Genomic DNA, 26,049 nt, shown 5'->3' with positions numbered 1-26,049 from the left:
TAAATTAAAAACTTAAACTAAATAATTAACTTGTGGATTACTTCATTTCCTCGAAGCCAGCCGCCTTGACGGCCTTGTCGAGCGCCACCAGCGTAGCCAGCAAACTCTCCATGCGGGCCAGCGGCCAGCTATTCGGGCCATCCGACCAAGCCTTTTCCGGACAGGGATGGGTTTCCATGAATAGCCCAGAGATACCGACGGCAACCGCCGCCCGGGCCAGCACCGGGACGAATTCGCGCTGACCGCCGGAGGTCGTACCCTGCCCGCCTGGCAACTGCACAGAATGGGTGGCATCAAAGACAACCGGACAACCGGTTTCGCGCATGATGGCGAGGCTGCGCATGTCAGAAACGAGATTGTTGTAGCCAAACGAAGCGCCACGCTCGCAGACCATGATGTTGTCGGCGCCGTTATTGACTTCCCGCGCCTTGTCGACGACGTTCTTCATGTCGCCCGGCGCCAGGAACTGGCCCTTCTTGATATTCACCGGCTTGCCGCAGGTTGCGACGGCATGGATGAAATCGGTCTGGCGACAGAGGAAAGCCGGCGTTTGCAGGACATCGACAACACTGGCCACGGCGGCAATATCTTCGATCGCATGCACATCGGTCAGGACCGGTACGCCGATCTGGCGTTGCACTTCGGAGAAGATGCGCAGACCCTCGTCAAGCCCAAGACCGCGCACCGACTTGCCGGAACTGCGGTTGGCCTTGTCGTAGGAGGCTTTGAAAATGTACGGAATTCCCAGTCGACCGCAGACTTCCTTCATGTGGCCGGCAACATCCAGACAGAGCTGCTCCGACTCAGCTGTGCACGGGCCGGCTATCAGGAAAAAAGGCTGGTCAAGACCAGCCTCGAAACCACAGAGTTTCATTTACCTTTGACCTTTTGATTGGCCAGCGCTGCCTTCACAAAAGAGGTGAACAGCGGGTGACCCTGACGCGGGTTGGAGGTGAATTCCGGGTGGAACTGGCAACCGACGAACCACGGATGGACGTCAGCCGGCAATTCGATCATTTCGCACAGATCAGTACCCGGCGCACGACCGGCAACGACCAGACCCTTGGCTTCCAGTTGCGCCAGCAAGGTGTTGTTGACTTCGTAGCGATGGCGGTGACGCTCGGTAATCTCCGGGGCGCCGTAAATATTGCGCGCCAGCGAGCCTTCGGCCAGTTTGCAGACTTGACCGCCAAGTCGCATCGTGCCGCCAATGTCGGAGTCTTCACTACGCTTTTCAACCTTGCCGGAGGCATCGAGCCATTCGGTAATCAGGCCGATGACCGGATAAGGCGTGTCCTGAACGAACTCGGTGGAATGTGCTTCGGCCATGCCGGCCACATCGCGAGCAAATTCAACGACAGCGAGCTGCATGCCAAGACAGATGCCGAGGTAAGGCACCTTGTTTTCGCGGGCGTAACGGATGGCGGCAATCTTGCCTTCGGTACCACGACGACCAAAGCCGCCCGGCACCAGGATGGCGTCAATGCCTTTGAGGACGCCGACACCGTTCTTTTCAAGATCTTCGGAATCGAGATAGACGATATTGACCTGGCTACGCGTATGGATGCCGGCGTGCTTGATCGCCTCGATCAGCGACTTGTACGACTCGGTCAGGTCGACATACTTGCCGACGAAAGCCACCGTCACTTCGTGCTGCGGATGCTCCAGCGCGACGATCAGGTTGCGCCAGACCGTCAGATCGGCGGCCTTGGCCAGGATGTTGAGCTTGTGGCAAACGATTTCGTCAAGCATCTGTTCGTGCAGCATGCCCGGAATTTTGTAGATCGAATCGGCATCGAGACACTCGATGACGGCTTCCGGCATCACATTGCAGAACAAGGCAATCTTGCGGCGCTCTTCGACCGGAATGGAACGGTCGGCACGGCACAACAGGATGTCCGGCTGGATACCGATTTCGCGCAGCTCCTTGACGGAGTGCTGGGTCGGTTTGGTCTTCAGTTCGCCGGCGGTCGGAATATAGGGTAGCAGCGTCAGATGCATGTAGCAGACGTTGTTGCGGCCTTCTTCGAAACCGATCTGCCGAATGGCTTCCAGGAAAGGCAGCGACTCGATGTCGCCGACCGTACCGCCGACTTCGACGATGGCTACTTCAGCACCTTCGGCACCGGCCTTGATCTTGTTCTTGATCTCGTCGGTGATGTGCGGAATGACTTGGACGGTCTTGCCGAGATACTCGCCGCGACGCTCTTTCTTGAGCACCGTGTCGTAGATCTGGCCGGTCGTGAAGTTGTTGCGCTTGCCCATTTTGGCGCTCGTGAAGCGCTCGTAATGCCCGAGATCGAGATCGGTCTCGGCGCCGTCCTCGGTGACGAAAACCTCTCCGTGCTGGAAAGGACTCATCGTGCCGGGGTCGACGTTGATGTAGGGGTCAAGCTTGAGGTGGGTAACTTTGATGCCGCGGGATTCCAGAATGGCCCCGAGCGACGCGGCGGCGATGCCTTTGCCCAATGAGGACACGACACCACCCGTAACGAAAACAAATTTGGTCATGGAAAGACAGGCTGCGGGAAAGCAGAATCATAGCCGATAAGGGCGAAAAACCCCAAGCGTGTCGATCAATATTGCACTTGCGGATGGAATATGCACCGATCTCCGTGCGACTACGGCGATTTGCTAGAATTGCGGGTTAGCCAGCTCAGCGGATACCCCTTGAAACGCGTTCTCGTCGTCAATTACTCCCAAACCGGACAGCTTTTGGACATTACCGAGCGGGTCATCGCCCCCTTGCGGGCAGCCGGTCACGACGTGCATCTCGAAACACTGGTGCCGGCAATGGCGTTTCCGTTTCCCTGGCCGATCGTCGATTTTTTCGACGCTTTCCCCGAATGTGTCCAGCTCGATGCGCCGCCGCTTCGCCCGCTGGGAATCGCCGCTGATACCCCCTTCGATCTGGTAATCCTGACCTACCAGGTCTGGTATCTCTCCCCGGCCCTGCCGATGACGGCTTTCCTGCAAAGCGCCGAAGGTCGGCAGCTGATCTGCGGCAAACCGGTCATCACGCTGGTCGCCTGCCGCAACATGTGGCTGTCGGCACAGGAAACGATGAAACAGCTAATCGACGATGCCGGCGGCCGCCTGATCGACCACATGGCATTTACCGATCAGGGCCACCCGTTGGCTACCTTCATCACCACGCCGCGCTGGGTGTGGACCGGCAAAAAAGGCAGTTTTCTTGGCTTGCCGCCGGCCGGCGTATCGCCAGATGAAATCCGTCAGGCGCGCCGTTTCGGGCTAGCCCTGGCCGATGGACTCAACCACGACCAGGAAAAACTGAATCAGCCGATGCTAAGCGGGCTGCGAGCCGTCACCGTCAATCCGCGCCTGGCCATCAGCGAACGTGCCGGCCGGCGGGCTTTCGGCGTCTGGTCGAAACTGGTCCGGCTCTTCGGGAAACGTGGCCAATGGCGGCGACGGCCGGTACTTTTGTTGTTTGTTCTTTATCTGATTACGCTCATCGTGACCGTCGTTCCAATAAGCCTGTTGTTACAATGGCTATTTTCCCCGCTGCTCAAACCGCGGCTTGAGCGGCTCAAGGCCGAACTCGAGCAGCCTTCCGGCTCGCAGGAATTCAACTTAGAAAAATATGCACCCTAGCGGCAAGGTTTATATCAACGGCACGTCGGCCTTCCTGCCCAATGCGCCGGTCGGCAACGACGACATCGAAAAGGTGCTCGGCATGATCGCCGGCAAGCCGTCGCGTGCCCGGCGCATCGTGCTGCGTAACAATGGCATTCGCCAGCGTCACTACGCCATCGACCCGACGACCGGCGCCCCGACCCACACCAATGCCCAATTGACGGCCGAAGCCGTGCGCGGCCTGGCCTGCGAACGCTTTTCCCCCGACGATATCGATTGCCTGGTCAGCGGCACGACCATTCCGGATCAGATCATGCCTAACCATGGCGTCATGGTACATGGCGAACTGGGCATTCCGGCCTGCGAAGTGGTGTCGACCGCAGCTATCTGCGTGGCCGGCATCACGGCGCTCAAGTATGCCTACATGAGCGTCCTTTCCGGTCTGGCACGCAACGCCGTAGCGACCGCCTCCGAACTCTCCTCCAGCATGCTGCACGCCCGCAATTTCGCAGCCGAATCGGAACATCGGGTGGCTGAGCTGGAAACCAATCCGGAAATCGCTTTCGAAAAGGATTTCCTGCGCTGGATGCTGTCCGACGGAGCCGGCGCCTTTCTGCTCCAGGATCAGCCGCGCACCGATGGCCTGTCGTTGCGCATCGACTGGATCGACATCCTGTCGCAGGCAAATACGATGGAAGTCTGCATGTATGCCGGCGGCGAAAAGCGGGGCGATGGGTCGCTGCAGGGCTGGCAACAGTACTCGCCGGAACAGCGCGCTGCGCAGTCGATTTTTTCGATCAAGCAGGATGTCCGTTTGCTCAATGCCGAAGTGACCTACCAGACCATCGGCAAGTCGCTGGAAAAAATGCAGCGCACCCGTGATGTCAAACCGGCCGATATCAACTGGTTCCTGCCGCACATGTCCTCCGAGTACTTCCGCCAGCCGATGGCTGACTGCATGGCCGCCGTCGGCTTCCCGATCGCTCAGGACAAATGGTTTACCAACCTGCAGACCAAGGGCAATACCGGATCAGCGTCGATCTACATCATGATTGATGAGCTGCTCAAGAGTGGTCGCCTCAACGATGGTGATCGCGTCCTCTGTTTCATCCCGGAAAGCGGTCGTTTCACCGGCTCGCTCATGCACCTGACGGCGGTCGGCCATGCTCGATAACGAGGTCCCACAGGAAGGCAACAGCACGCTGGGCGGCCAGCGCAAGGCAATGTACGCGCGCGGCGCCGACGGCAAGCTGCACATCGTGCAATCGGCCGGCTGGGAGGTCGAGGAAATCGTCACCCGGCAGGCTGTCGAAGACCTCAACCGGCTGGCCGAAGATGCCCGCCAGCGCGTCATCGCCGGCCAGACTTCGGTGCTCGAATACCATATGCACAAGGCGCGCATGGACGTGCCGCTGCTGTCGCAGGTCACCGGCCTCTGGCAGTGGCGCATCCGCCGTCACTTTCGGCCGGATATTTTTCAGGGCCTATCGGCCGGGCTGCTCCAGCGCTATGGCGAAGCCATGGGCCTGACGGTCGAGCAACTCAAAAAGGCCGAATGATGGAATTCCAGCACAGCCATGCTTCCCATTGCGAAAGCGGCGTCATGTCGTCCATGCTGCGCCATCTTGGCCTACCGATCTCGGAGGCGATGGCTTTCGGCCTGTCGTCGGCACTTTCCTTCGCCTATCTGCCGATCATCAAGATCAACGGCCTGCCGCTGGTCGCCTACCGCATGCCGCCGAAATTCATCATCAAGGGCCTGCAGAAGCCGCTCGGCCTCAAGATGCGTTTCGAAACCTTCCGCAGCCCGGAAGCCGGCGAACAGCGCCTGAACGAACTTCTCGATGCCGGCCAACTGGTCGGCATGCAGACTTCGGTATTCTGGCTGCCCTATATGCCCGAAGACCTGCGCTTTCATTTTAACGCCCACAATGTCCTGGCCTATGGCCGCGATGCGGCGAGCGGCGACTACCAGTTGTCCGATCCGGTGGTTGAAACGACGGTGACCTGCGCCCCGGCCGATCTGAGCCGCGCCCGTTTTGCCAAGGGCGTGCTCGCCCCGAAAGGGCTGCTCTACTACCCGGAAGGCAAGCCGGTCGAACCTGACTGGGCGAAAGTTCTGCCCAAGGCCATCAAGAAAACGACGCGCATCCTGCTCGATTCGCCCATCCCGATCATCGGCGTACGCGGTATTCGCCGCCTGGCCAACGCCATCGGGCGCCTCGACGCTACCGGCAACCCGGCCGCGGCCAAGATGTTCATCGGCCAGGTCGTCCGCATGCAGGAAGAAATCGGCACCGGCGGTGGCGGTTTCCGCTTCATTTACGCTGCCTTCCTGCAGGAAGCGGCCGAACGGCTGACCCGCCCGGCACTCAACGAACTCTCGGACACTTTGATCGACATCGGCGACGAGTGGCGCGAATTTGCGCTATCCACGGCCCGCATGATCCGCGACCGTGAGCCGCTCAATCCGGCCAAGCTGGCCGACAAACTGCGCGCCATCGCCGACCGCGAGCAGGTTTTTTTCCGCGACCTGCGCCGCGCCGCCTGATGCTCAAGGTCGATGGCGTTACCTACCGCTATCGCGATGCTGTCGCCCCGGCGTTGCAGGATGTCTCGCTAACGATTCCGGCCGCCAGCGTTTACGGTCTGCTCGGCCCGAACGGCGCCGGCAAAACCACGCTTATTTCGCTGCTCGCCGGCCTGTTGAGTGCCGCCCACGGCCAGATTTCCCTGAACGGCCAAGCGCTGGCCGAAGCCCGTGCCGCCAACCCGCGCGCCATCGCGCTGGTACCGCAGGATTACGCCTTTTACCCGATGCTGACCGTGGCCGAAAACCTGCGCTTCTTCGCCGGGGTTCTTGGCCTGAACAGCCGTGAAATCAAGACGCAATGCTCAGCTGCCATCAGCTTCGCCCGCCTTGAACAGGTTGTCGGCAAGCGCGCCGACCAGCTCTCCGGCGGCCTGCGCCGGCGGCTCAACCTGGCCATCGGCCTGCTCGGCCAGCCACAACTGCTGCTGCTCGACGAGCCCACCGTTGGCGTCGACCCGCAATCCCGCCACTTCCTGCTCGATGCCATCGCTGCCCTGCCCGCCGCTGGTACAACGGTGATCTACACCAGCCATTACATGGAAGAAGTCGAAGCCATCTGCCAGCGTATCGCCATCGTCGACCAGGGCCGCGTGCTGACCGAAGGCTCGCTGGCCGACATCCTGCACAACCCGGAACCGCAGGTCGAACTTGAGCTGGATCGTGCGCTACCAGCCGACATCGCCGAACGCTATGCCGCGATGCCACTCGGGGATTTCAAATTTCGGCTTTTTTTCCGGTTGACCGTGGAATTACCACGCTTACTCGATGAACTGGCTGCCGCTGGCTGCACGGTCATTCGCCTGAACCTCGGCCAGCAGAACCTCGAACAGGTCTTCATGAACCTGACCCAACGCTCACTGCGGGACTGAACGATGATGCCCCGCCTCTTCGCTCTCTGGCTCAAGGAAAGCATTGCGCTGCTCCGCGACAAGCATGGCTTGATCGCCCTGTTCATCATGCCGACCATGTTCATTCTGGTCATGACCATGGCGCTGCGCGACGCCTTCTCGCCCGGCATTACCGTCGATGTCGGCTACGTCATTATCGACCTCGATCACAGCGAGCATTCGAAAGCATTCAGCAAGCGCCTCGCCAAAGGCGCCACTTTCAAATTGCAGGCACTGGCCGCCGACGCCCAAACGCCGGAAGCTGCCCGCGACGGCATCCGCACCGGCCAGCATGCACTGGCACTGGTTCTGCCCAAAGGTTTCGGCAGCCGCCTGCTCACCCCCGCCGGCGCCGACGGCCAGGCTACCGAAGCGCTGACCCTGCTCCTCGACCCGACGCTCAACCCGGCCCTGCAACTGGCCTTCCGCAATCAGGTCATGGCCGCGCTCGGCGCCCTCCGGGCCGATGAACTGACCCGCCGGGCCGGCAAGCTGTTCGGCCTGCCGACCGCGCCCGGCGCCACCGAACGCGACTGGCCGGACGAAATCACCAGCGTCGCCGTGCGCAACGACCAGAGCATCAAGCCGCCGTCCTCTGTGCAGCAAAACGTCCCGGCCTGGCTCATTTTCGCCATGTTCTTCGTCGTCATCCCGATTTCGTCGATCTTCATCATCGAGCGCCAGCAAGGCACGCTGCAGCGCCTGCGCGCCATGGGCGTGCCTTTCCGCCTGCTGCTCGCCGGCAAGCTGCTGCCTTTCTTTGTCGTCAACCAGTTGCAGGCGCTGTTCATGGTGCTGGTCGGCATCTTCGTCGTGCCAATGTTCGGCAGCGAGGCGCTGGAAATGCCCAGCGGGCCGGGCCTGCTCAACTGGTGGGCGGTTTCGGTCGCGGTCAGCCTGGCGGCCGTCGCCTGGGCACTGCTCGTCGCCAGCCTGGCCCAAACCTCCGAACAAGCCACCATCGTCGGTGGCGTCAGCAATATCCTGATGGGCGCCATCGGCGGCGTCATGGTCCCCAAATTTGTCATGCCGGCCTTCATGCAAAAGCTTGCTGCGCTGTCGCCGATGGCCTGGGGGCTGGACGGTTTCCACACCGTCATGCTCCGTCACGGCAGCTTCGCCGACCTGCTGCCCAGCCTGCTGCCGCTGCTTGCCTTCGCCGCCCTGTCGCTGGCCCTGGCCGCCTGGCTCAATCACCGCTCACTCGCTGCCCAATCATGAATGCTGCTCTCTGCCTCGAACTCAAGGCCTTGATCGTCGAATCCTGCGACAAGGATTGCCCCCCGGAAAGCATCACCGACGACGAAATCCTGTTCGGGCCGGAAGCACCGCTGCAGCTCGACTCGCTTGACGCCCTGCAAATCTCGATGGCAATCAAGAAAAAATACGGCCTGCGCCTGCCCGACAGCAAGGAAACCCGCCGCGTCCTGTCCAGCGTCGCCAACATGGCCGAACACCTCGACGCCTGGCTGGCCAGCCGCGCATGACGCGTCCGGTATTCATCAATAAAACCGCCCTGCTTTGCGCCCGCGGCAATGCGCCGGCCGCTGTTGCCAGCGCACTGTGGAACGGCGAATGCAGCGCCGGCCAACGAAAACTGGGCGAGCGCGCCTTTCCCTATTTTGCACTGCCGCTCGACGAAACCAATTGGATGCTCCGCGCCGAGCAAGCCATCCGTCAGGTCGTCGGCCAGCTCGGTCAGCTACCATCCGAAACACCGCTGTTCGTTGCCTCTTCATCCTTCCAGATCGGCCATTTCGAACAACTCGGCGTGCCGTTTGAGCTACCGGTCGCCGCCGCCTCGTTCAGCCGACAGATCGCCGAATGGATGGGCCTGAACGGTGCCATCAGCAGTTTCTCGAACGCTTGTACCTCCGGCTTTTCGGCCCTTGATGCGGCGCGCAGTCTGATCGCCGCCGGCCTCATCGACGACGCCATCATCCTCGGCGTCGAGCTCGCCAACGACAGCACGCTGGCCGGCTTTGCTGCCATGGAATTGCTCTCGCGCACCGCAGGACGCCCCTTTGACGCCCGGCGCGACGGCCTGGTCCTCGGCGAGGCGGTCGCCGCCGTTTACCTCAGCGCCAAGCCTGCCACCTGGCGCATCGCCGGGCTACGCACCGGCCTCGACGGCTTTTCGACCACCGGCCCAAATCCGGATGGCTCCCGGATTGCCGATGTTGCGGTCGACTGCCTGAATGAAGCAAATTTGCGAGCCGCCGACATCGAGCTGATCAAGCTGCAGGCCGCCGGCTCGCCGGGCACCGACCTGGCTGAAGCCAACGCCCTGCGCACAGTCTTCGGCCAGCACATGCCGCTGCTCCTCTCGCTGAAGCCGGGCCTCGGCCACACACTGGGCGCCAGCGGCATGGCCGAACTCGCTGCCCTGCTCGCCTGCCTGGATGCCGACAAGATCCCCGCCACGGCAGGTTTCTCCAAGGTCGATCCGGAAATTGCCCTGTTCCCGATGGTCGAGCGCAGCACCGAACACATCGAGCGCGCCCTGCTCAACCTGATCGGCTTTGGTGGCGGGCTGGCCAGCCTGATCGTGGAGCGCCACGGATGATCAGCCTAAGCGCCGTCCTCAGCCAAAGCTTCGCCCCCGCCGACCTGCCGGCCGCCGTGCGCGCCGCGCTCGGCAAACCACTGCGCCGTGCCGCGCCGCTCACCCAGCTGGCGCTGGTCGGCGCCCTGGCCTGCCTGCCCGCCGAACGCCGCTCCTTGCCAACCGCCCTGCTCTGGCAGTCGACCAGCGGTCCGCGCCTCGAAACGCTGACCTTGCTCGACGAAGTCTGCTCGGGCAGCGCCGAGCCGATGCCTTACGACTTCCTCGCCACCCAGCCGGCCATCGCCGCTGCCCAGATCCAGAGCTTTCTGCCCGGCCTGCAAACGGCCATGCATCTGCCGCTCGACAGCGAAGGGATGGCCAACTGGTCGCTGTTGCTCAGCCTGGCCATAATCTGGCTCAACGAAGGCCGTTGCGCCCAGGTGCTGTGCGCCCAGCTCGACCACGCCGCCGATGTCGCCAGCGGCCACTGGCTGGCCTTGAGCCGCGCGCCTCTTGAAAAGTCGCCGGCCAGCCTCCACTTAGTGGAAGACTCAACAAACGACTCTTTGCCCGACACCCCCGACTTCCCGGCCCGCCTCGCCGAATGGCTGGTGCGTAACGACGGCCCGACGCTTTCCCTGCATTCTCCCGTCGCCATGAAGCTGACGGTAGAATTCACCCGACTCTAATTTAAACAGGCCACGCCATGTCCGAATTTGCTTTTGACGTTTCCATCCAAGATTTCGAAACCAAGGTTCTCCAGCCGGCCGAAAGCGTGCCGGTGGTCGTCGATTTCTGGGCGCCGTGGTGCGAGCCGTGCAAGGTGCTCAAGCCCCTGCTCGAAAAGCTGGCCGAGGAATACAAGGGCCGCTTCCTGCTCGCCATGGTCAATGCCGACGAAAACCCCGAGCTATCCCAACACTTCGGTGTGCGCAGCATTCCATCGGTCAAGGTCCTGTTCCAGGGCCAGTTGGTCGATCAATTCGACGGCGCCCTGCCTGAAGGCCAGATCCGCGAATTCCTCGACCGCTTCGCCCTGCCCCCCGCGCCGGGCGGCGACCTGCGCGCCGAAGCCGCTGCGCTGGTCATCGAAGGCAAGCTCGAAGAAGCCCTCGCCAAGCTGGTCGAAGCCAGCAAGATCAAGCCGGAAGACCAGGCCATCCAGCTCGACGCCGTCGACGTCATGATGCAGCTCGGCCGCAACGACGAAGCCGGCCAACTGCTCTCCGGCGATTACACCCAGGAAGCCGACCGCGCCAACGCCCTGCGCGCCCGCCTCGCACTCTCTGCTGGCGCCGCCGATACGGCCGAACTCGAAGCCAAACTGGCCGCCAACCCGGCCGACCACGCGGTTCGCCTCGACCTCTCGCGCGCCTACGCCGCCCAGGCCCGTTTCCGCGAAGCCATGGAAGCGGCGCTCGAAGTCGTCGTTCGTGACCGCTCCTTCGACGAAGGAGCCGGCCGCAAAGCCTTGCTGACCCTGTTCGAGGCCCTCGCCGGCAGCGACCAGTACGACGACCTGATCCGCGAATTCCGTCGCAAGATGTCGGCCGCCTTGAACTAATACATCCGCGAAGACATCGGCTGTGCGGCTGTTCTACACCGATGTCTTCGTTTTGCCTTTGCCGGCCGGGCATCGTTTTCCCATGGAAAAGTATTCCCGACTTCGCGAGGCGCTACTCGCCAGCGGCGAGTTCGGTCCGGCCGATTTTCATCTGCCACACGCTGCCACCGACCAAGAACTGGCCCGCGCCCACGACCAGAAGTACATCGATGCCGTTTCCCACGGTCAACTGGAAAAAACGGCCGAAAAGCAAATCGGCTTTCCGTGGAGCGCAGGTATGGTCGAACGCTCCCGCCGCTCGGCCGGCGCCACCATCTGCGCCTGCCGGGCAGCGCTCGAGGACGGCGTTGCCGCCAATCTGGCCGGCGGCACCCACCACGCTTTCCGCGATCACGGCGAGGGCTTCTGCGTCTTCAACGACGCCGCCATTGCCGCCCGCGCCATGCAGGCCGAAGGCCGGGCCGACCGCGTCCTGATTGTCGATTGCGACGTGCATCAGGGCAACGGCACGGCCAGCATCCTGCGCGGCGACGACAGCATCTTCACCTTCTCCATCCACGGCGCCCGCAACTTTCCCTTCGACAAGGAACAGAGCGACCTCGACATCGAACTGCCCGATGGCTGCTCCGACGCCGCCTACCTGCGGCAACTCGCCCACGGCCTCGATACCGCCTTCGATCTTTCCCGCCCCGATCTGGTCATCTACCTGGCCGGCGCCGACCCCTATCACGACGACCGCCTCGGGCGCCTCGGACTGAGCTTTGAAGGCCTGGCCGAGCGCGACCGGATGGTTTTCAACAAAGCCCTGGTCCACCGCGCACCGGTCGCCATTGCCATGGCCGGCGGCTATGCCCGCCAGATAAACGATACCGTCAGCATTCACCGCCAAACCATCCTTCTGGCGAAATCGATCCGAACGCCGTAAGCTGTCGAAAAACGACAGAAACTCCAAAAACACGATGAAGAAACTGCTCGCGCTGTTCGATTTGCGATCACTGCAGACGCGCATCACCATCGGCGTTCTGCTGCTTGGCCTGTTTGTGCTATGGAGCGCTGTTTTTGCACTTGGCCACACCATGCGCCGGGACATGGAGACGACCATCTCCCGGCAGCAGTTCTCGACAGTCTCCCTGATCGCCAACGAACTCGACCGCTCGATTCGCGAACGGCAGGAAATCGTCCGGACCATCGCCGATGGCTATCGCATCAGCCGACTGGCCGATTCGCCGGAAGCCCAGGCTTCGCTTGAACGCCATCCGCTCCCCGAGAGCATTTTCAACTGGGGCTTACTCGTCATTGATCGCCAGGGGATAGCGGTAGCCAGCATTCCGCGCCAACTCAAACGCACCGGCGTCAATTTTCTCGACTATCCCGGGATCAAGCACGTGCTGAGCGGCGCCGGCGCAACCATCACTGACCCGTTGTTCAGCGAACACAGCCAGCAACCGATCTTTGCCATCATGGCGCCGATCCACGATGAGCAAAAACAGGTGGTGGGCGTCGTCGTCGGCGTCACCAACCTGAACCAGTCCAATTTTCTCGATCAGATCGGCACCACGAAATACGGTCTGACTGGCGATTTCCTGATTACCGCGCCCAAAACGCGCAGCTACGTCACCGCCTCGGACAAACACCGCTTGCTCAAGAGCGGCCCGCCACGCGGCGTCAATGCTGTGTATGACCGTTACATCGACGGCTACGAAGGCTCTGGGCTGGCCCTCAGCTCCCGCGGTGTTCTCGAACTGTCATCGAGCAAGGAGATACCCTCTACCGGCTGGCTCATGCAATCGGTTCTGCCCGCCGCCGAAGCCTTCGCACCGATCGACAGTGTCGAGCGACACCTGGTCATGGTTTCATCCGGCCTCACCCTGGTCCTCGCCATCCTGTGCTGGTGGTGGCTGCGTCGGCAGTTCCAGCCTCTGGCCGAAGCCTCGCAGTTGCTGAGCCAGATGAGTAGCGGCGACGTGCCGCGCCAGGCGCTGCCGGTGCACCGGAATGACGAAATCGGGCAATTGACCACCGCCTTCAACGGGCTGCAGGAAGTCATCATCGCCGAAGAGGCCAAGGCCGCCGAACATTCTGCCAACAAACGCCTGCGCCAGATTGTCTCGGAAGTGCCGGGCGTCGTCTTCCAGTACCGTCTGAACGCCGATGGCCACGGCAGCTTTCCGTTTGCCAGCGATGCGATCAAGGAGCTCTATGGCGTCACGCCGGAAGAGGTTCGCGAAAGTACCGACAGCTTGCGCCGGATGGTCCATCCGGACGACTATCACCTCTTTATCGACTCACTGAACGCTGCAGCAAAAAACCTGACGCCCTGGCGGCACGAATACCGCCTGTGCATGCCCGACGGGCAGATCAAATGGCTGCTCATTCGCGCCATCCCCGAACCGAGCACAGACAACAGCATCATTTTCTGCGGCTTCGTCGCCGACATCACCGACATCAAGGCGATGGAGAGCGAACTGCGCAACGCCATCGCCGAACACACGCGCAAGGACGCCGAAATCGAACGTTACCGCGACCATCTCGAACAACTGGTCGAGGAACGCACCGCCGATCTCGAACTGGCGCGGGCCGATGCCATCCGCCTGGCCATGGCCAAGAGCGAATTTCTGGCCAAGATGAGCCATGAAATCCGCACCCCGCTGCATGGTGTCCTCGGCATGACCCATATCGCCCTGCGCGCGACCGAAGAAGGCAGCAAGGCCAACGACGCGCTGATCAAGATCCAGCATTCCGGCAAGCTGCTGCTCGGCATCATCAACGACATCCTCGATTTCTCGAAAATGGAGGCCGGCATGCTCAAGATCGAGGACACGCCGGTCGACCTGTCCATCGTTCTCGATGAAACCGTCGAGATGATGCAGGAGCGCGCCACAAGCAAAGGACTCGAATTCCTCCTGGTACGTGCCGACAGCCTGCCCGCAGAGTGTCGCGGCGACGCCCTGCGCCTGCGTCAGATACTGCTCAACTTGCTCTCCAACGCTGTCAAGTTCACCAGCAGCGGCACCGTCAGCCTCGAAGCCGACCTCGACGGCGCCCATCTGCGTTTCCGCATTACTGACACCGGCATCGGTATCTCACCGGAGCAGATGGCCAATATTTTCAACCCCTTCGAGCAGGGCGACAATTCAACGACCCGGCGCTTCGGCGGCTCCGGCCTCGGGCTGGCCATCACCGATCACCTCGTTCGCCTGATGGGCGGCACGATCAGCGTCGACAGCACACCCGATGTTGGCAGCTGTTTTACGGTGCTTCTGCCCTACACCGCCGTCCGCCACCATAACGAGGTGACACCCGAAACCGTTGCAGCCAGTGCGACTACGCAAAAAATCCTCAGCGGTTTGCGGATTCTGGTCGCCGAAGACGTCGATATCAGTCGCCTGATCATGAGCGAAATTCTTGCCGAAGTCGGCGCCGAAGCCAGCTTTGCGGAAGATGGCCAGCAGGCGGTCGACGCCGTTCGCACACACGGCGCGGCGGCCTACGATGTTGTGCTGATGGATATCCAGATGCCGGTGATGAACGGTTTCGAAGCCACCCGCGCCATCCACCAACTGGCCCCCGAGCTGCCGATCATCGGCCAGACAGCCCATGCCCTGGCCGAAGAACGGGACGCCTGCTTCGCTGCCGGCATGGTCGACCACATCTCGAAGCCAATCGATCCGGACGCGCTGTTCGCGATGATTCTCATGCATGCGAGACAAGCATCCGGCGCTAGAATCCTGTCATGAACCCGAACACGCTTTACCAGTCGCCAAGCCTGCGCCAGATCGAAAGCCGTCACGCCAATGAGGGGCTCATGCAGCGCGCCGGGATTGCTGCCGCCGACTGGGCAGCGCTACTCGCCGGCGAGCGGAACCACGCCATCCTCATCCTTGCCGGGCCTGGCAATAACGGCGGCGATGCTTTTGAGGCGGCGTGGAGGCTGCGCCAACGCTTCTTTGACGTGCGCGTCGTTTTTGCCGGCGAAGCAGAGAAACTCCCGGCCGATGCGGCCGCCGCCCGACAAGCCTTCATCACAGCCGGTGGCGAGATGAGCACGGCGATTCCCGACGATGCCCGCTGGTCGCTGATCATCGACGGCCTGTTCGGCATCGGACTGACCCGCGCGCCGGAAGGCTGCTACGCCCAGTGGATCAGCACGGTCAATCGGCTGGCCGAACGCGACAATTGCCCGCTGCTGGCGCTCGACTGCCCATCCGGATTGAATGCCGACACCGGCGCCAGCTTTACCCCGTGCATTCAGGCCAGCCACACGATCACCTTCATCGCCGGCAAGCCCGGGCTGCTCACCGCCGACGGCCCCGACTGCTGCGGCGAGATTCGCGTCGCCGACCTCGCCCTGAACCCGGCCGACGAAATCGAGCCGGATGGCCACATCGTCACCCTGGCCGACTTCAGCGCCCGCCTGAAACCGCGCCGCAATAACACGCACAAGGGTAGCTTCGGCAGCGCCGGCATCCTCGGTGGCGGCAAGACCATGGTCGGCGCCGCCTTCCTGGCTGGCCGTGCTGCGCTCAAGCTGGGCGCCGGCCGCGTCTATCTCGGGCTGCTCGATGCCGACGCGCCGACCGTCGACCTGCTCCAGCCGGAACTGATGATGCGCCGGGCCGACACCTTGCTCCAGGCCGACCTCCAGGCACTGGCCTGCGGCCCCGGCTTGGGTCGCTCCTCGGAAGCCCTGCGCCTGCTCGAACAATCGCTCAAAGCCCCGGTCCAGCTTGTTCTCGACGCCGATGCTCTCAACCTGCTGGCCGAAGACGGCCGTCTCGAAGGCAACCTCTACAACCGCGTCGGCCCGGCCATCATGACCCCGCACCCGGCCGAAGCGGCCCGCCTGCTCGGCTGCTCGGTGCGCGACGTGCAAACCGACCGGATCAAGGCCGCTGGCGAGCTGGCCAGCCGCTATCGCTGCCATGTCGCCCTCAAGGGCTGCGGAACGGTGATTGCCACGGTCAACCGGAAAATTTGGCTAAATTCAACAGGCAATCCCGGTATGGCCACGGCCGGCATGGGTGATGTGCTGAGCGGCCTGATCGTCGCGCTGCTCGCCCAGAACTGGCCGCCCGAAATGGCGCTGCTAGCCGGCGTTCATCTGCACGGCGCAGCGGCCGATCGCCTGGTCGCCAACGGCGTTGGGCCGGTCGGCCTGACCGCTGGCGAAGTCATCGACGCCGCGCGCAATCTCTTCAACGAATGGGTTGCCGACAACGGCAAGCTGTAAAATCGCGCCCTCCACCGCATTCAGAATCCCGCAATGACCATCGCCTTCGACTATCCGCTCGCCGCCGAAATTTCCCGCAACGTCGCCGCCGCCCTCGCCGAGGATGTCGGCGCCGGCGACCTGACCGCCAGCCTCGTCCCCGGCGAACGCCAGGTCAAGGCCACGGTAATCTGCCGCGAACCCGGCGTACTATGCGGCCAGGCCTGGTTCGACGAATGCGTCGCCCGCCTTGATCCGACAGCCCGCGTTACCTGGCATATCGCCGATGGCGAGCGCATTGCGGCCAATCAACTGCTTTGCGAAATCGACGGCAACGGCCGCGCCCTGCTCACCGCCGAGCGCAGTGCCCTCAATTTCCTGCAACTGCTCTCTGCGGTAGCCAGCAAGGCGCGCATCTACGCCGACGCCATTGCCGGCACCAAGGCACAGGTTGTCGATACCCGCAAGACCCTGCCCGGCCTGCGTATCGCCCAGAAATACGCGGTTCGCGCCGGCGGCGGCGGCAATCATCGCCTCGCCCTGTGGGACGCCATTCTGATCAAGGAAAACCATATCCACGCGGCTGGTGGGATTGCCCAGGCCATGGACGCCGCCCGCAAAGTGGCGGCCAGCGCAGCCGATCGCTGCAAGTTCATTCAGGTCGAAGTCGAGAACCTCGACGAACTGAATCAGGCGCTAAGCGCCGGTGCCACGATGATCCTGCTCGATAATTTCGCCAACGACCTGCTCCGCCAGGCCGTCGCCATCAACGCCGGCCGTGCCGTTCTCGAAGCCTCAGGCAACGTCACGCTGGAGACCATTCGCGCCATCGCCGAAACCGGCGTCGACCGGATTTCGGTCGGCGCGCTGACCAAGGACGTCAAGGCACTCGATCTCTCAATGCGCTTCGTCGGCTAGAATTCCGGACAGATTGTCGTCATAATCAGACGTCCGACGATCCAAAAAATAATCAGGGGAAATTCAGATGCTGTTTGCGCTGTTCTACGTCGTCGCCATTTTGATCCTGGTACTGCACTTCACGGGCTTCCTGGCCCGGCGCAACCTCGAGTGGCTGGTGCTGCTTCTGGCCGTAGCCGTCTTTCCGGCCGTCATCTACCTATAGCGGTTTGCGCGCAACAAGGTCGATCAGCGCCGAGCGGCCGATGTGGGCCGAACCTTCTTCAATCGTGTCCTCATGTTCATGGAGCAACACGATTTCCCAGTCGGCGAAAATCTCACGCAACATCTCCGCGGTGTAGAGATTTTCCACCGCTGACGGCCCGCCCGTCTTGTATTCGAGCTGTTTCGGGGTATAGCCCTGTAAAAACAGCAAGCCTCCCGATTTGACCGCCTGCTTCATGCCCACCAACTGCCTTGGCCGCTCGGCCGGCGTGGCAAACTGGATGAAAATGCCGACCACAGCGTCGAAATCTTCCTGCGGCCAGTCCCAGTTCAAAATATCAGCTTCGATGAAGTCGACCGTGACACTCCGGCCACGGGCCAGCTTGGCCGCCTTCTCCAGAGCAACCGGCGAAATCTCGGTCGCCGTTACCTGACAGCCCTGCTCGGCCAGCCAGACGGCGTTGCGGCCCTCGCCATCAGCGACGGAAAGAACGCGCATGCCGTCGCCAAAACTGCCCGCCTGCGACGCGAGAAATTTGTTGGGCGCTGTGCCGAATAGATACTCCTCGCCCGCATCGCGATAGCGGGCCGACCAGAAGGCTTCGTGATCAAAAGTCGTCATTGCGCTTCATCCTTGACTCCGGTTTGGAAATTGCTTGGAATACGTCGGGCAACGCTGCCCGAGGCCACAGCCAATAGCTCGACATTGTGCAACAGCCTTCCTTCCAGGGGTCAACGGCGACACCGGACAAAACGTCTGCATACCAACATTGTCAGGACCGCGACAACATGAAAACACTGATCCGGGTTACCGAAATCTGGGTGCCCAACAAACAACGCACTCACCTTGAATTTTTTGATGGTCTCTATGGCGAACTGGGCGAGTTCAAGGGAGCCAGCCAAACGATGGCCTTCGCCTATGGCGAGGGAATGCCCGGCAAGGCTTGGGCGACCAGGCGACCGGTCATTCTGCACAGTTTCGAAAACTCCTACTTTCTGCGCACCGAAGCCGCCAGCAAAGCCGGCCTGACGGCGGGAATCGCCCTGCCCATCTTCGCTGGCGACTATCTGCAGGCGGTCATCGTCTTCTTCATCGGCGACGACCTCGACAACGTCGGTGGTATCGAAATCTGGAGCAACACGCCGGCCGAATCCTTCGACATGGGCATGGACGACGGCTATTACGGCACGGCCGAGACCTTCGAATGGACCGCCCGCCACACCAAGTTCCGGCCCGGCTTCGGCCTGCCCGGCACCGTCTGGCAAAGCGGCATGCCGTGCATCATGCAGGATCTGCTCAGTTCGAAACGGACCTTGCGTCACGACAGCAACGTCCGGATCGGCATCAGCAAGGGCGTTGGCATTCCCTGCTCCTTCGACAACAAGCAGGCGCTGGTCATGACCTTTCTCTCGGCGCTGGGGACGCCCATCGCCCGGCGCTTTGAAATCTGGGTGCCCAACGAGGACGGCAGTGGCCTACGTTTCGGGGCCGGCGATTGCGACCAGATGCCGCATCTTTCCGAGTGTCATGGCGATGCGACCATTGCCCCATGGGAGGGCGCAATTGGCGAATCGTGGATGAAAGGCATCCCGACAGTGCGCGACAACCTGGTATTCGAACCCGGCCCGGCAGCGCGTGCCGCCACCGCAGCCGGACTGACCTCGATGGTGGTCATACCGGTGATTCAGGATGGCCGTTTCAAGGCAGCCGTTACCTGGTATTTCTGAGCAAGAAAAAGGGCAGCCTCGGCTGCCCTCGTCAGGTCAATGCAGCGCGATCAGACGCGTTCGACGAGATAGCGTTTGACCGCCTCGACATCCGGCGCCATGACCACGACGCGCTGCGGCAGGTTTTCGATGCCAGCCAGATCGGCCGGGCGGACCGGCTCGGTGCCCAGCGCTTCGCGGATTGTTTCCTCGAACTTGGCTGGTTGCGCCGTTTCGAGGACGATCATCGGGATGTTGGGCAAACGATGTTCGAGCGCCACCTTGAGGCCGTCGGCGGTGTGCGTATCGAGCATGACGTTGTAGCGGCCTTGCGCGAAACGGATGGTGTTGATGCGGTCGATGTGTGAGCTCTTGCCGGAAACGAATTTGAAATTTGGCAGATTTTTCCAGTAGACCGTGGAAGACAGGTCGAAGGCTTCACCCTTATCGACTTTTGCCCACAATTCCTTGACGACAGCCGGGTCGCGGCCAACGAGATCGAAAACAAAGCGTTCGAAGTTGGAAGCCTTGGAAATATCCATCGACGGGCTGGAGGTGATGCTGGTCTGGGCGGCGGTGCGCGGACGATAGACGCCGGTGCGGAAGAACTCGTCGAGCACATCGTTTTCGTTGGTCGCCAGCACCAGGCGGGCAATCGGCAAGCCCATCTGGTGGGCGATGTGGCCGGCGCAGATGTTGCCGAAGTTGCCCGACGGCACGGCGAAGGCGACCTGCTCGTCGTTACTCTTGGTCGCCAGGAAATAGCCCTGGAAGTAATAGACGATCTGCGCCGCAACGCGGGCCCAGTTGATCGAATTGACGGCGCCGATCTTGTACTTGGCCTTGAATTCCGCGTCGTTGGAAACTGCCTTGACGATATCCTGCGCGTCGTCGAACAGTCCGGTGACGGCGATGTTGAAAATGTTGGCATCCTGCAGCGAATACATCTGGGCGCGCTGGAAGGCGCTCATCTTGCCATCCGGCGAAAGCATGAAGACCTTGACGTTGTGCTTGCCGCGCATGGCGTATTCGGCCGCCGAACCGGTGTCGCCGGAGGTGGCGCCGAGGATGTTAATCGACTCGTTGCGTTTGTCGAGCACGTACTCGAACAGGTTGCCAAGCAACTGCATGGCCATGTCCTTGAAGGCCAGCGTCGGGCCGTTCGATAGTTCCTGCGTGTAGAGGCCGTCTTCGAGCTTGGTCAGCGGTGTGATCTGCGCCGCATTGCCGCCGTTGCGCGTGTGGCAATAAACCTGAGCAGTGTAGGTCCTGGCGACCAGTACCTTGAGGTCGGCCGCCGGGATATCGGTGATGAATTTGGCGAGGATTTCGTAGGCCAGATCGGCGTATGAGAGTTTGCGCCAGGCATCAAGTTCTTGACGACCGATCTGCGGATAGCTTTCCGGCAGATAAAGGCCGCCATCGGGCGCCAGGCCACCGAGCAGAATGTCGCAAAAGGACTGGGGCGCGGCGTGGCCGCGGGTCGAAATGTAGCGCATGGCGAAAACCCGAAAGGCGAAAAGCCGTGATTTTACCGCGTCGACCGGGTGACGCGCACGGCTTGCAGCACGGCGATGACGAAGAGGGCCAGAGCGCAGGCAGCCAAGGCGGCGCCCAGCACATCGAGTCCCGCCAGCAAGGCCAGCGCCGATGAGGTAAACAGCGCAGCCCGCACCGAGCCGGAGGCCGCCAGTTTCCGCCGCATGAGCAGGCGCTCTGGCGTCTGCGGGCCGGGCCAGCGCCAGACTGGCAGCAACTGGCTCAGCGCGCCGCTCACCAAAGGCAGCAGGAAACCGCTCGCCCAGGCCAGCAAGGACGGTCGGGTCGAAAGAATCCCGGCACCGTGCAGCAATCCCGCCGCCAGCGTCAGTAGCAAACCGATGACCGCCGCCAGCAGCGAAGCGCTGACGCCATCGCGAATCAGCGGCCAGGTGCCAAAACGTCGCACCCATTGCCCGACCAGGCCAAGAGCCGCGACCAGCATGAGCGCCGTACCGGGGGCGGCGAACGGCCAGGAGATGGCGGCACCGGTCGCCACCATCAGGGCGCCAGAAGCCACCAGCCACAAACGCCGACGCAGCCAACCACCCGCCTCGGGATCTGCCAGTCCCAAGGCCGTCGGCAGCAGAACCGGCAAGGTACCCAGCGCCGCCAGGCCAACCAAACCAAGCGTATTGAGATGTAAATGAAATACCCGCAGCGCCCGCCCATAGGACGGCCAGACCGGAATCAGCACAATGGCCGAGAGCGCCAGCATCAGACAGCCAAGTGCCGTCGCATACCAGCGCCAGCCGGGGTGCGGCGTTCCGAGCGCGGCCCGGGCACGCAGGGCAATCCAGTTGAGCAAAATGGCGGCAAAAACAAGGTCGACCGCAGCAGCCAGGTAAACCACGCTGTAAGGCAACCCCCCCTGCATCGCCGCAACGGCCACCAGGCCGGTCGCCTGGGCGGCCGATGGCAGCGTTGCCAGACGCCGATCCGGCTCGCCGGTGCGGGTCAGCACCGGCACAAAATGCATCATCGCCGCAAAGATCAAGGGCACGATGCCGACGGCAAACGCCAGATGCGCCACCGCCAACGGCGAACCCGCCCCGCTCAGCGCCAGAATGGCGCTGCACACCAGTGAAAGCAGGGACAGGCTCGCGGTGTAAATCACTCAGCCGACAACGGAAAAATCGATGACGATGGCGCCCGGTTCGCGCTGCTTGTATTCGATATTGAGATGAGCGCCGTAGCGAGCCTGCAATTGGGCCAGCAAAGGCAAGGGGTCGTGGTCGTTGCAAAAGCGCATCGTTTCGCCGGCTTGGAGAGCATCGAGCGCACCGAAAATGGCGGCATGACGGAAACGCTTGGCGATACCGCGGGCATCGAACGGGTACAGGGCTTCAGAGGTAGGACGGTCGCAGGAATGGACGGGTTGAATGGTTTGCATGTGAGCTCCAGGAAAGGCATGCCGGGATGGCATCAGGCTGCGATTGTGCTCGTCGGCCTCCACCATTTCCTTGATCCTGATCGGAATAACCCTTTCCAGACCAGGCCCTCCTCCCCGCATCATTTGTCCATCCTTGATTGACGGGCCTGCTCCAGCGCTTTCTGTATCTGCACCCGATCCTTGGCCCGCAAGCCCTCAACCATGGCGCGTGAAGCATCGCGCCGCTGTTCGGCATAACGCGTCACACGCTCGGCAGCCAAGGCCGATGGCAAGTTGGCATCTCGCGGCAAGGCAGAAAGCTCTTCAAAACTATGCTCGTAGCGATCAACCACCACCGACTCGATCACATCAGCCAGTTCTTCAAAAGAAGCACCTTTTCTCTGCCCCTGCCGCATGATGCTCTCCCAGGCTCGGGAAATCGCCGCATCCTCCTGCAAAAACTCACCGATCTCCCGCTGGACCTGTTTTTCATCGCTCCAGCGGTAGGCTTGCTGCGGAATGTTGGCGACCATGACACCAACGAATGCGATGAACACGAGGCCCGCCGTGATTTTCGTCCACTGCGGCATGACCACGGCCCCGGCGTCTGGCTTGATCAAAACCCCCATCAGCAGGCCGCCAGTCAAGCCTCCGATATGCGCGGCGTTGTCGATCCCCGGAACCATCAGTCCAAAAACAATGCTGGCCACCGAGAAACCAATGGCGGCCCAGAACAGCCAGCGAAATTCGCCGCGCTGGATTCGCGAACGCTCCAGCCAGAGATAGCTCAGCAAGGCCCCATAGAGTCCGAAGATAGCCCCTGATGCCCCGCCTGACACGGCATGCCCCTGATGAATCACCAGCGACAGCAGGTTGCCAGCCAGACCTGCAACAAAATAGATCACCGCAAACCGGAAATGCCCGTACATGCGCTCGACCCATTGGCCGCCGTCCCACAAGGCCCACATGTTCAAGGCGAGATGAAGCAGGCCAAAATGCAGGAACATCGCGCTGCCCAGGCGCCACCACTGACCATCCTGGGTCGCTGGACCGAAATTGGCGCCCCACGCCAACTGGACTCCGTTCTGCGAATGCCACAAGCCAGCCCCGCTGAGCAGCATCGCGCCGAAAACCAGCACGTTGGCAGCCAGCAACAGCGGAGTTATCCGCAATTGAGGCATGCGCAGGCAAAGCTGATCGTTGAGAGACGACATAGTCCGGGAAGAATGATGATCAATGGATTTCAAGACCGTGATTATGCGCGACAATCAGGTCACTGTTGAACAAGCGAATCGCCATGCCCGCCAAGCATCTACCCGTTTTCCTGCGCGCACTGACCTTGAGCATCCTGCTCGGGGCTACGAATGCCGTCGCGGGCCCCAACATACTGTTGCCGAGAACCGGTATTTCTGCCAATGAACTGGCGCTGCTGGTCAATGACGATGACCCTCTCTCCCGTGAGACCGGTGCCTATTACCAGCGGATGCGCCAGCTCCCCGAACAAAACGTTATTCATCTACGCTTTCCCGCTGGAAAAACAACGCTCAGCCCACAGGAATTCGAGCCACTCAAGGCCGAAATCGACCGCCTTGCCCCGAAGCACGTTCAAGCCTATGCGGCAGCCTGGACTCAGCCCTATCAGGTCGGCTGCATGTCGATGACCTCGGCCCTGGCCTTCGGATATGACGAAAAATACTGCTCGACAAAATGCGGCCCAAGTAGCGCCAGCCGATATTTCGACACAGCCAGCACCTACCCCTTCGACGATTTCCAGATACGCCCGGCCATGATGCTGGCCGGACAAAATTTCGCTGACGTCAAGGCACTGATCGATCGCGGCGTCGAGGCGGATCAGAGCTTCCCTGACGGCACTGCTTATCTGCTGAGTACGTCCGACAAGGCGCGCAGTGTTAGAACCAAGCTATTCGGTATCACCAAAACTGTAATCGGCGTAATGGTTCCCATCGAAGAAATAGAAGCGGACTCGATCATGGGCCGCCAGGATGTGTTGTTCTATTTCACCGGTCTGGCTCAGGTGCCGAACCTAGGTACACTCAAATTCATGCCGGGTGCGTTGGCCGACCATCTGACTTCATTTGGCGGCCAGTTGACCGACTCCAAGCAAATGAGCAGCCTGCGCTGGCTGGAGGCCGGTGCCACTGCGAGCTACGGCACTGTCACCGAACCATGCAATCACCTGCAGAAATTTCCAATGCCTGCCGTTGCCATGTTTCACTATCTGTCAGGCGCAACTGCCATCGAAGCCTACTGGAAAAGCGTGGCCTGGCCGGGTGAAGGTCTTTTCATCGGCGAGCCGCTGGCCCGCCCATTTGCACCGACCTTGACCAGGACCGGCGAAGATATCTATCAATTGCAGCTGATCTCGCCCAAAAAAGCCGTCTGGCGGGTCGAACAAGCCGATTCGATCATGGGTCCGTTTCAGCCCATTTCCCGGGGCCTGCCTGTCGTGGCCGGGAGAAACTCAGTGCGCATAGCAGTCCCGTCAACCACCAAGGCATATCTACGCTTCATTCGTTAACAAAAAACGGGAGCTCGAAGCTCCCGTTCAAATTCAGTTGTGGAGTAGCGCTTACTGCAATTCTTCGAGACGAATACGCTTGACCTTGCCCTTCTGGGCGGACAGCGCTTCGATCTTGGCAATTGCCGCATCGGCAGCACTTTCCTTGCAAACGTGGGTCAGGATGATGATGTCGGTCTCGCCTTCACCCTCTTCCGGTTCGCGCTGCAGCATGGCATCGATGGAGATGCCCTGATCAGCCAGGATGCGTGTGACGTCAGCCAGCACGCCCGGCTTGTCTTCGACACGCAGACGCAGGTAATAACCGGTTTCGATCTCGCTCATCGGCAGAATCGGCAGGTTGGACATGGCATCCGGCTGTGAAGGCCAGGTGCGGCACGCGATGGGCGGCATCGGCAGTCGCCAGGCGTGTAACATCGACCAAATCAGCGATGACTGCCGAAGCGGTTGGCTCGGCGCCAGCACCCTTACCGTAGTACATCGTCGCACCCACGGCATCGCCCTTGACGAGCACGGCATTCATGGCACCTTCGACATTGGCAATCAGACGCTTGGCCGGAATCAAGGTCGGATGGACGCGCAGCTCGATACCATTTTCGCGACGCTTGGCAATGCCGAGCAATTTGATGCGGTAGCCGAGTTGCTCGGCGTATTTGATGTCTGAGGCTTCGAGCTTGGTTATACCTTCAACATAGGCCTTGTCGAACTGCACCGGGATGCCGAAAGCGATTGAGGCAATCAGCGTGGCCTTGTGAGCGGCATCGACACCTTCGATATCGAACGTCGGGTCGGCTTCGGCATAACCAAGACGCTGGGCTTCCTTGAGCACGTCGTCAAAGGACAGGCCCTTGTCGCGCATTTCGGAGAGGATGAAGTTGGTCGTGCCGTTGATGATGCCGGCCGCCCATTCGATGCGGTTGGCACTGAGGCCTTCGCGCAGCGCCTTGATGACTGGGATACCGCCGGCAACTGCTGCTTCGAAAGCAACCATGACGCCTTTGTCCTGAGCTGCGCTGAAAATTTCAGTGCCGTGCACAGCTAGCAGCGCCTTGTTGGCGGTAACGACATGCTTGCCATTGGCGATGGCCTGCATGACCACCTCCTTGGCCACGCCATAGCCGCCAATCAGTTCGACAATGATGTCGATTTCCGGATCATTGACTAGCGAAAATGCATCGTCAGTCACGCGCGCTTCGCCACCGGTAACTTGCTTGGCCAGTTCAACATTCTTGTCGGCCACGGCAGTAATGCGAATCGGCCGGCCGGCGCGACGAGCAATTTCGTCCGCGTTGCGCTTCAGAACGGTCCAGGTACCACCGCCGACGGTGCCGATGCCGATAAGGCCAACATTGATTGGTTTCATTTTCAGTCT

The 26,049-nt window shown here is 61.5% G+C and carries 24 protein-coding genes and 1 pseudogene; 17 read left to right on the top strand and 8 right to left on the bottom strand.

Translation table 11 applies throughout. The features are described 5' to 3' along the window. Positions 1–37 precede the first annotated feature (37 nt). Both kdsA and KI613_RS09935 read right to left on the bottom strand, forming a co-directional pair. Entirely contained in the window at positions 38–874 is an 837-nt protein-coding gene (gene kdsA, locus KI613_RS09940) for a 3-deoxy-8-phosphooctulonate synthase (protein WP_226405387.1), read from the bottom strand. Continuing rightward, entirely contained in the window at positions 871–2,511 is a 1,641-nt protein-coding gene (locus KI613_RS09935) for a CTP synthase (protein ID WP_226405385.1), read from the bottom strand. The genes kdsA and KI613_RS09935 overlap by 4 nt, the downstream gene beginning before the upstream one ends. A 159-nt stretch (positions 2,512–2,670) precedes the next feature. Here KI613_RS09935 and KI613_RS09930 point away from each other — a divergent pair, with 159 nt between their 5' ends. The 15 genes from KI613_RS09930 (at position 2,671) to KI613_RS09860 (ending at position 17,521) form a co-directional block, all read left to right on the top strand. Next, entirely contained in the window at positions 2,671–3,615 is a 945-nt protein-coding gene (locus KI613_RS09930; RefSeq protein ID WP_226405383.1) for a dialkylrecorsinol condensing enzyme, read from the top strand. Next, on the top strand, positions 3,605–4,771 hold the full coding sequence (locus tag KI613_RS09925) for a beta-ketoacyl-ACP synthase III (protein WP_226405381.1): 1,167 nt from the start codon (positions 3,605–3,607) through the stop codon (positions 4,769–4,771). Before KI613_RS09930 ends, KI613_RS09925 begins: the two co-directional genes overlap by 11 nt. Next, positions 4,761–5,156 (top strand): hypothetical protein, encoded by a 396-nt coding sequence (locus KI613_RS09920; RefSeq protein WP_226405379.1) that lies wholly within the window; start codon positions 4,761–4,763, stop codon positions 5,154–5,156. The genes KI613_RS09925 and KI613_RS09920 overlap by 11 nt, the downstream gene beginning before the upstream one ends. After that, positions 5,153–6,148, top strand: coding sequence for a BtrH N-terminal domain-containing protein (locus KI613_RS09915; protein WP_226405377.1), 996 nt, complete (start codon positions 5,153–5,155; stop codon positions 6,146–6,148). The genes KI613_RS09920 and KI613_RS09915 overlap by 4 nt, the downstream gene beginning before the upstream one ends. Next, the gene (locus KI613_RS09910) at positions 6,148–7,059 is read left to right on the top strand and encodes an ABC transporter ATP-binding protein (protein WP_226405375.1); all 912 of its coding nucleotides are present in this window, start codon (positions 6,148–6,150) and stop codon (positions 7,057–7,059) included. Before KI613_RS09915 ends, KI613_RS09910 begins: the two co-directional genes overlap by 1 nt. A gap of 3 nt (positions 7,060–7,062) precedes the next feature. Beyond that, on the top strand, positions 7,063–8,298 hold the full coding sequence (locus tag KI613_RS09905) for an ABC transporter permease (RefSeq protein WP_226405373.1): 1,236 nt from the start codon (positions 7,063–7,065) through the stop codon (positions 8,296–8,298). Beyond that, complete coding sequence (locus KI613_RS09900; protein WP_226405371.1) at positions 8,295–8,564, top strand: phosphopantetheine-binding protein; 270 nt, start codon at positions 8,295–8,297, stop codon at positions 8,562–8,564. Before KI613_RS09905 ends, KI613_RS09900 begins: the two co-directional genes overlap by 4 nt. Continuing rightward, entirely contained in the window at positions 8,561–9,643 is a 1,083-nt protein-coding gene (locus KI613_RS09895) for a beta-ketoacyl synthase N-terminal-like domain-containing protein (RefSeq protein ID WP_226405369.1), read from the top strand. Before KI613_RS09900 ends, KI613_RS09895 begins: the two co-directional genes overlap by 4 nt. Next, on the top strand, positions 9,640–10,314 hold the full coding sequence (locus tag KI613_RS09890; RefSeq protein WP_226405367.1) for a hypothetical protein: 675 nt from the start codon (positions 9,640–9,642) through the stop codon (positions 10,312–10,314). The genes KI613_RS09895 and KI613_RS09890 overlap by 4 nt, the downstream gene beginning before the upstream one ends. A gap of 17 nt (positions 10,315–10,331) precedes the next feature. Next, the gene (locus KI613_RS09885) at positions 10,332–11,189 is read left to right on the top strand and encodes a tetratricopeptide repeat protein (protein WP_226405365.1); all 858 of its coding nucleotides are present in this window, start codon (positions 10,332–10,334) and stop codon (positions 11,187–11,189) included. 22 nt (positions 11,190–11,211) lie between these two features. Continuing rightward, complete coding sequence (locus tag KI613_RS09880; RefSeq protein ID WP_226405363.1) at positions 11,212–12,114, top strand: histone deacetylase family protein; 903 nt, start codon at positions 11,212–11,214, stop codon at positions 12,112–12,114. A 34-nt stretch (positions 12,115–12,148) separates the two neighbouring features. Beyond that, positions 12,149–14,926: an ATP-binding protein gene (locus KI613_RS09875; protein WP_226405361.1), complete on the top strand. Its 2,778-nt coding sequence runs from the start codon at positions 12,149–12,151 to the stop codon at positions 14,924–14,926. Then, positions 14,923–16,419: an NAD(P)H-hydrate dehydratase gene (locus tag KI613_RS09870; RefSeq protein WP_226405359.1), complete on the top strand. Its 1,497-nt coding sequence runs from the start codon at positions 14,923–14,925 to the stop codon at positions 16,417–16,419. The genes KI613_RS09875 and KI613_RS09870 overlap by 4 nt, the downstream gene beginning before the upstream one ends. A 33-nt stretch (positions 16,420–16,452) precedes the next feature. Next, positions 16,453–17,316, top strand: a complete 864-nt coding sequence (gene nadC / locus KI613_RS09865; RefSeq protein ID WP_226405357.1) for a carboxylating nicotinate-nucleotide diphosphorylase — start codon at positions 16,453–16,455, stop codon at positions 17,314–17,316. Positions 17,317–17,383: 67 nt separating this feature from the next. Then, positions 17,384–17,521, top strand: coding sequence for a hypothetical protein (locus tag KI613_RS09860; RefSeq protein WP_226405356.1), 138 nt, complete (start codon positions 17,384–17,386; stop codon positions 17,519–17,521). Here the strand turns inward: KI613_RS09860 and KI613_RS09855 are convergent. After that, entirely contained in the window at positions 17,516–18,142 is a 627-nt protein-coding gene (locus tag KI613_RS09855; protein WP_226405355.1) for a class I SAM-dependent methyltransferase, read from the bottom strand. The two genes, KI613_RS09860 and KI613_RS09855, sit on opposite strands and share 6 nt — an antisense overlap. A gap of 167 nt (positions 18,143–18,309) precedes the next feature. Between KI613_RS09855 and KI613_RS09850 the strand changes: the two genes are divergently transcribed. Continuing rightward, entirely contained in the window at positions 18,310–19,248 is a 939-nt protein-coding gene (locus tag KI613_RS09850; protein WP_226405354.1) for a GAF domain-containing protein, read from the top strand. Between the two features lie 50 nt (positions 19,249–19,298). On the opposite strand, the gene thrC is transcribed toward KI613_RS09850, so the two are convergent. The 4 genes from thrC to KI613_RS09830 form a co-directional block, all read right to left on the bottom strand. Then, complete coding sequence (gene thrC, locus KI613_RS09845) at positions 19,299–20,726, bottom strand: threonine synthase (RefSeq protein ID WP_226405353.1); 1,428 nt, start codon at positions 20,724–20,726, stop codon at positions 19,299–19,301. 32 nt (positions 20,727–20,758) lie between these two features. Further along, entirely contained in the window at positions 20,759–21,883 is a 1,125-nt protein-coding gene (locus tag KI613_RS09840) for a hypothetical protein (RefSeq protein ID WP_226405352.1), read from the bottom strand. Further along, the gene (locus KI613_RS09835; protein ID WP_226405351.1) at positions 21,884–22,159 is read right to left on the bottom strand and encodes a DUF2249 domain-containing protein; all 276 of its coding nucleotides are present in this window, start codon (positions 22,157–22,159) and stop codon (positions 21,884–21,886) included. A gap of 119 nt (positions 22,160–22,278) precedes the next feature. After that, positions 22,279–23,292, bottom strand: a complete 1,014-nt coding sequence (locus tag KI613_RS09830; RefSeq protein ID WP_226405350.1) for a rhomboid family intramembrane serine protease — start codon at positions 23,290–23,292, stop codon at positions 22,279–22,281. A 125-nt stretch (positions 23,293–23,417) separates the two neighbouring features. Here KI613_RS09830 and KI613_RS09825 point away from each other — a divergent pair, with 125 nt between their 5' ends. Further along, positions 23,418–24,677, top strand: a complete 1,260-nt coding sequence (locus KI613_RS09825) for a TIGR03790 family protein (RefSeq protein WP_226405349.1) — start codon at positions 23,418–23,420, stop codon at positions 24,675–24,677. Positions 24,678–24,728: 51 nt separating this feature from the next. On the opposite strand, the pseudogene KI613_RS09820 reads toward KI613_RS09825, so the two are convergent. Continuing rightward, positions 24,729–26,040 (bottom strand): annotated as a pseudogene (locus KI613_RS09820) (homoserine dehydrogenase). Between the last annotated feature and the right edge of the window lie 9 nt (positions 26,041–26,049).

It is taken from the genome of Ferribacterium limneticum, assembly GCF_020510585.1.
In the GTDB taxonomy this organism is placed as follows: Bacteria; Pseudomonadota; Gammaproteobacteria; order Burkholderiales; family Rhodocyclaceae; genus Azonexus.
Note: the sequence above shows the minus strand (reverse complement) of the source record. Positions and strands in the feature narration are given on the sequence as shown.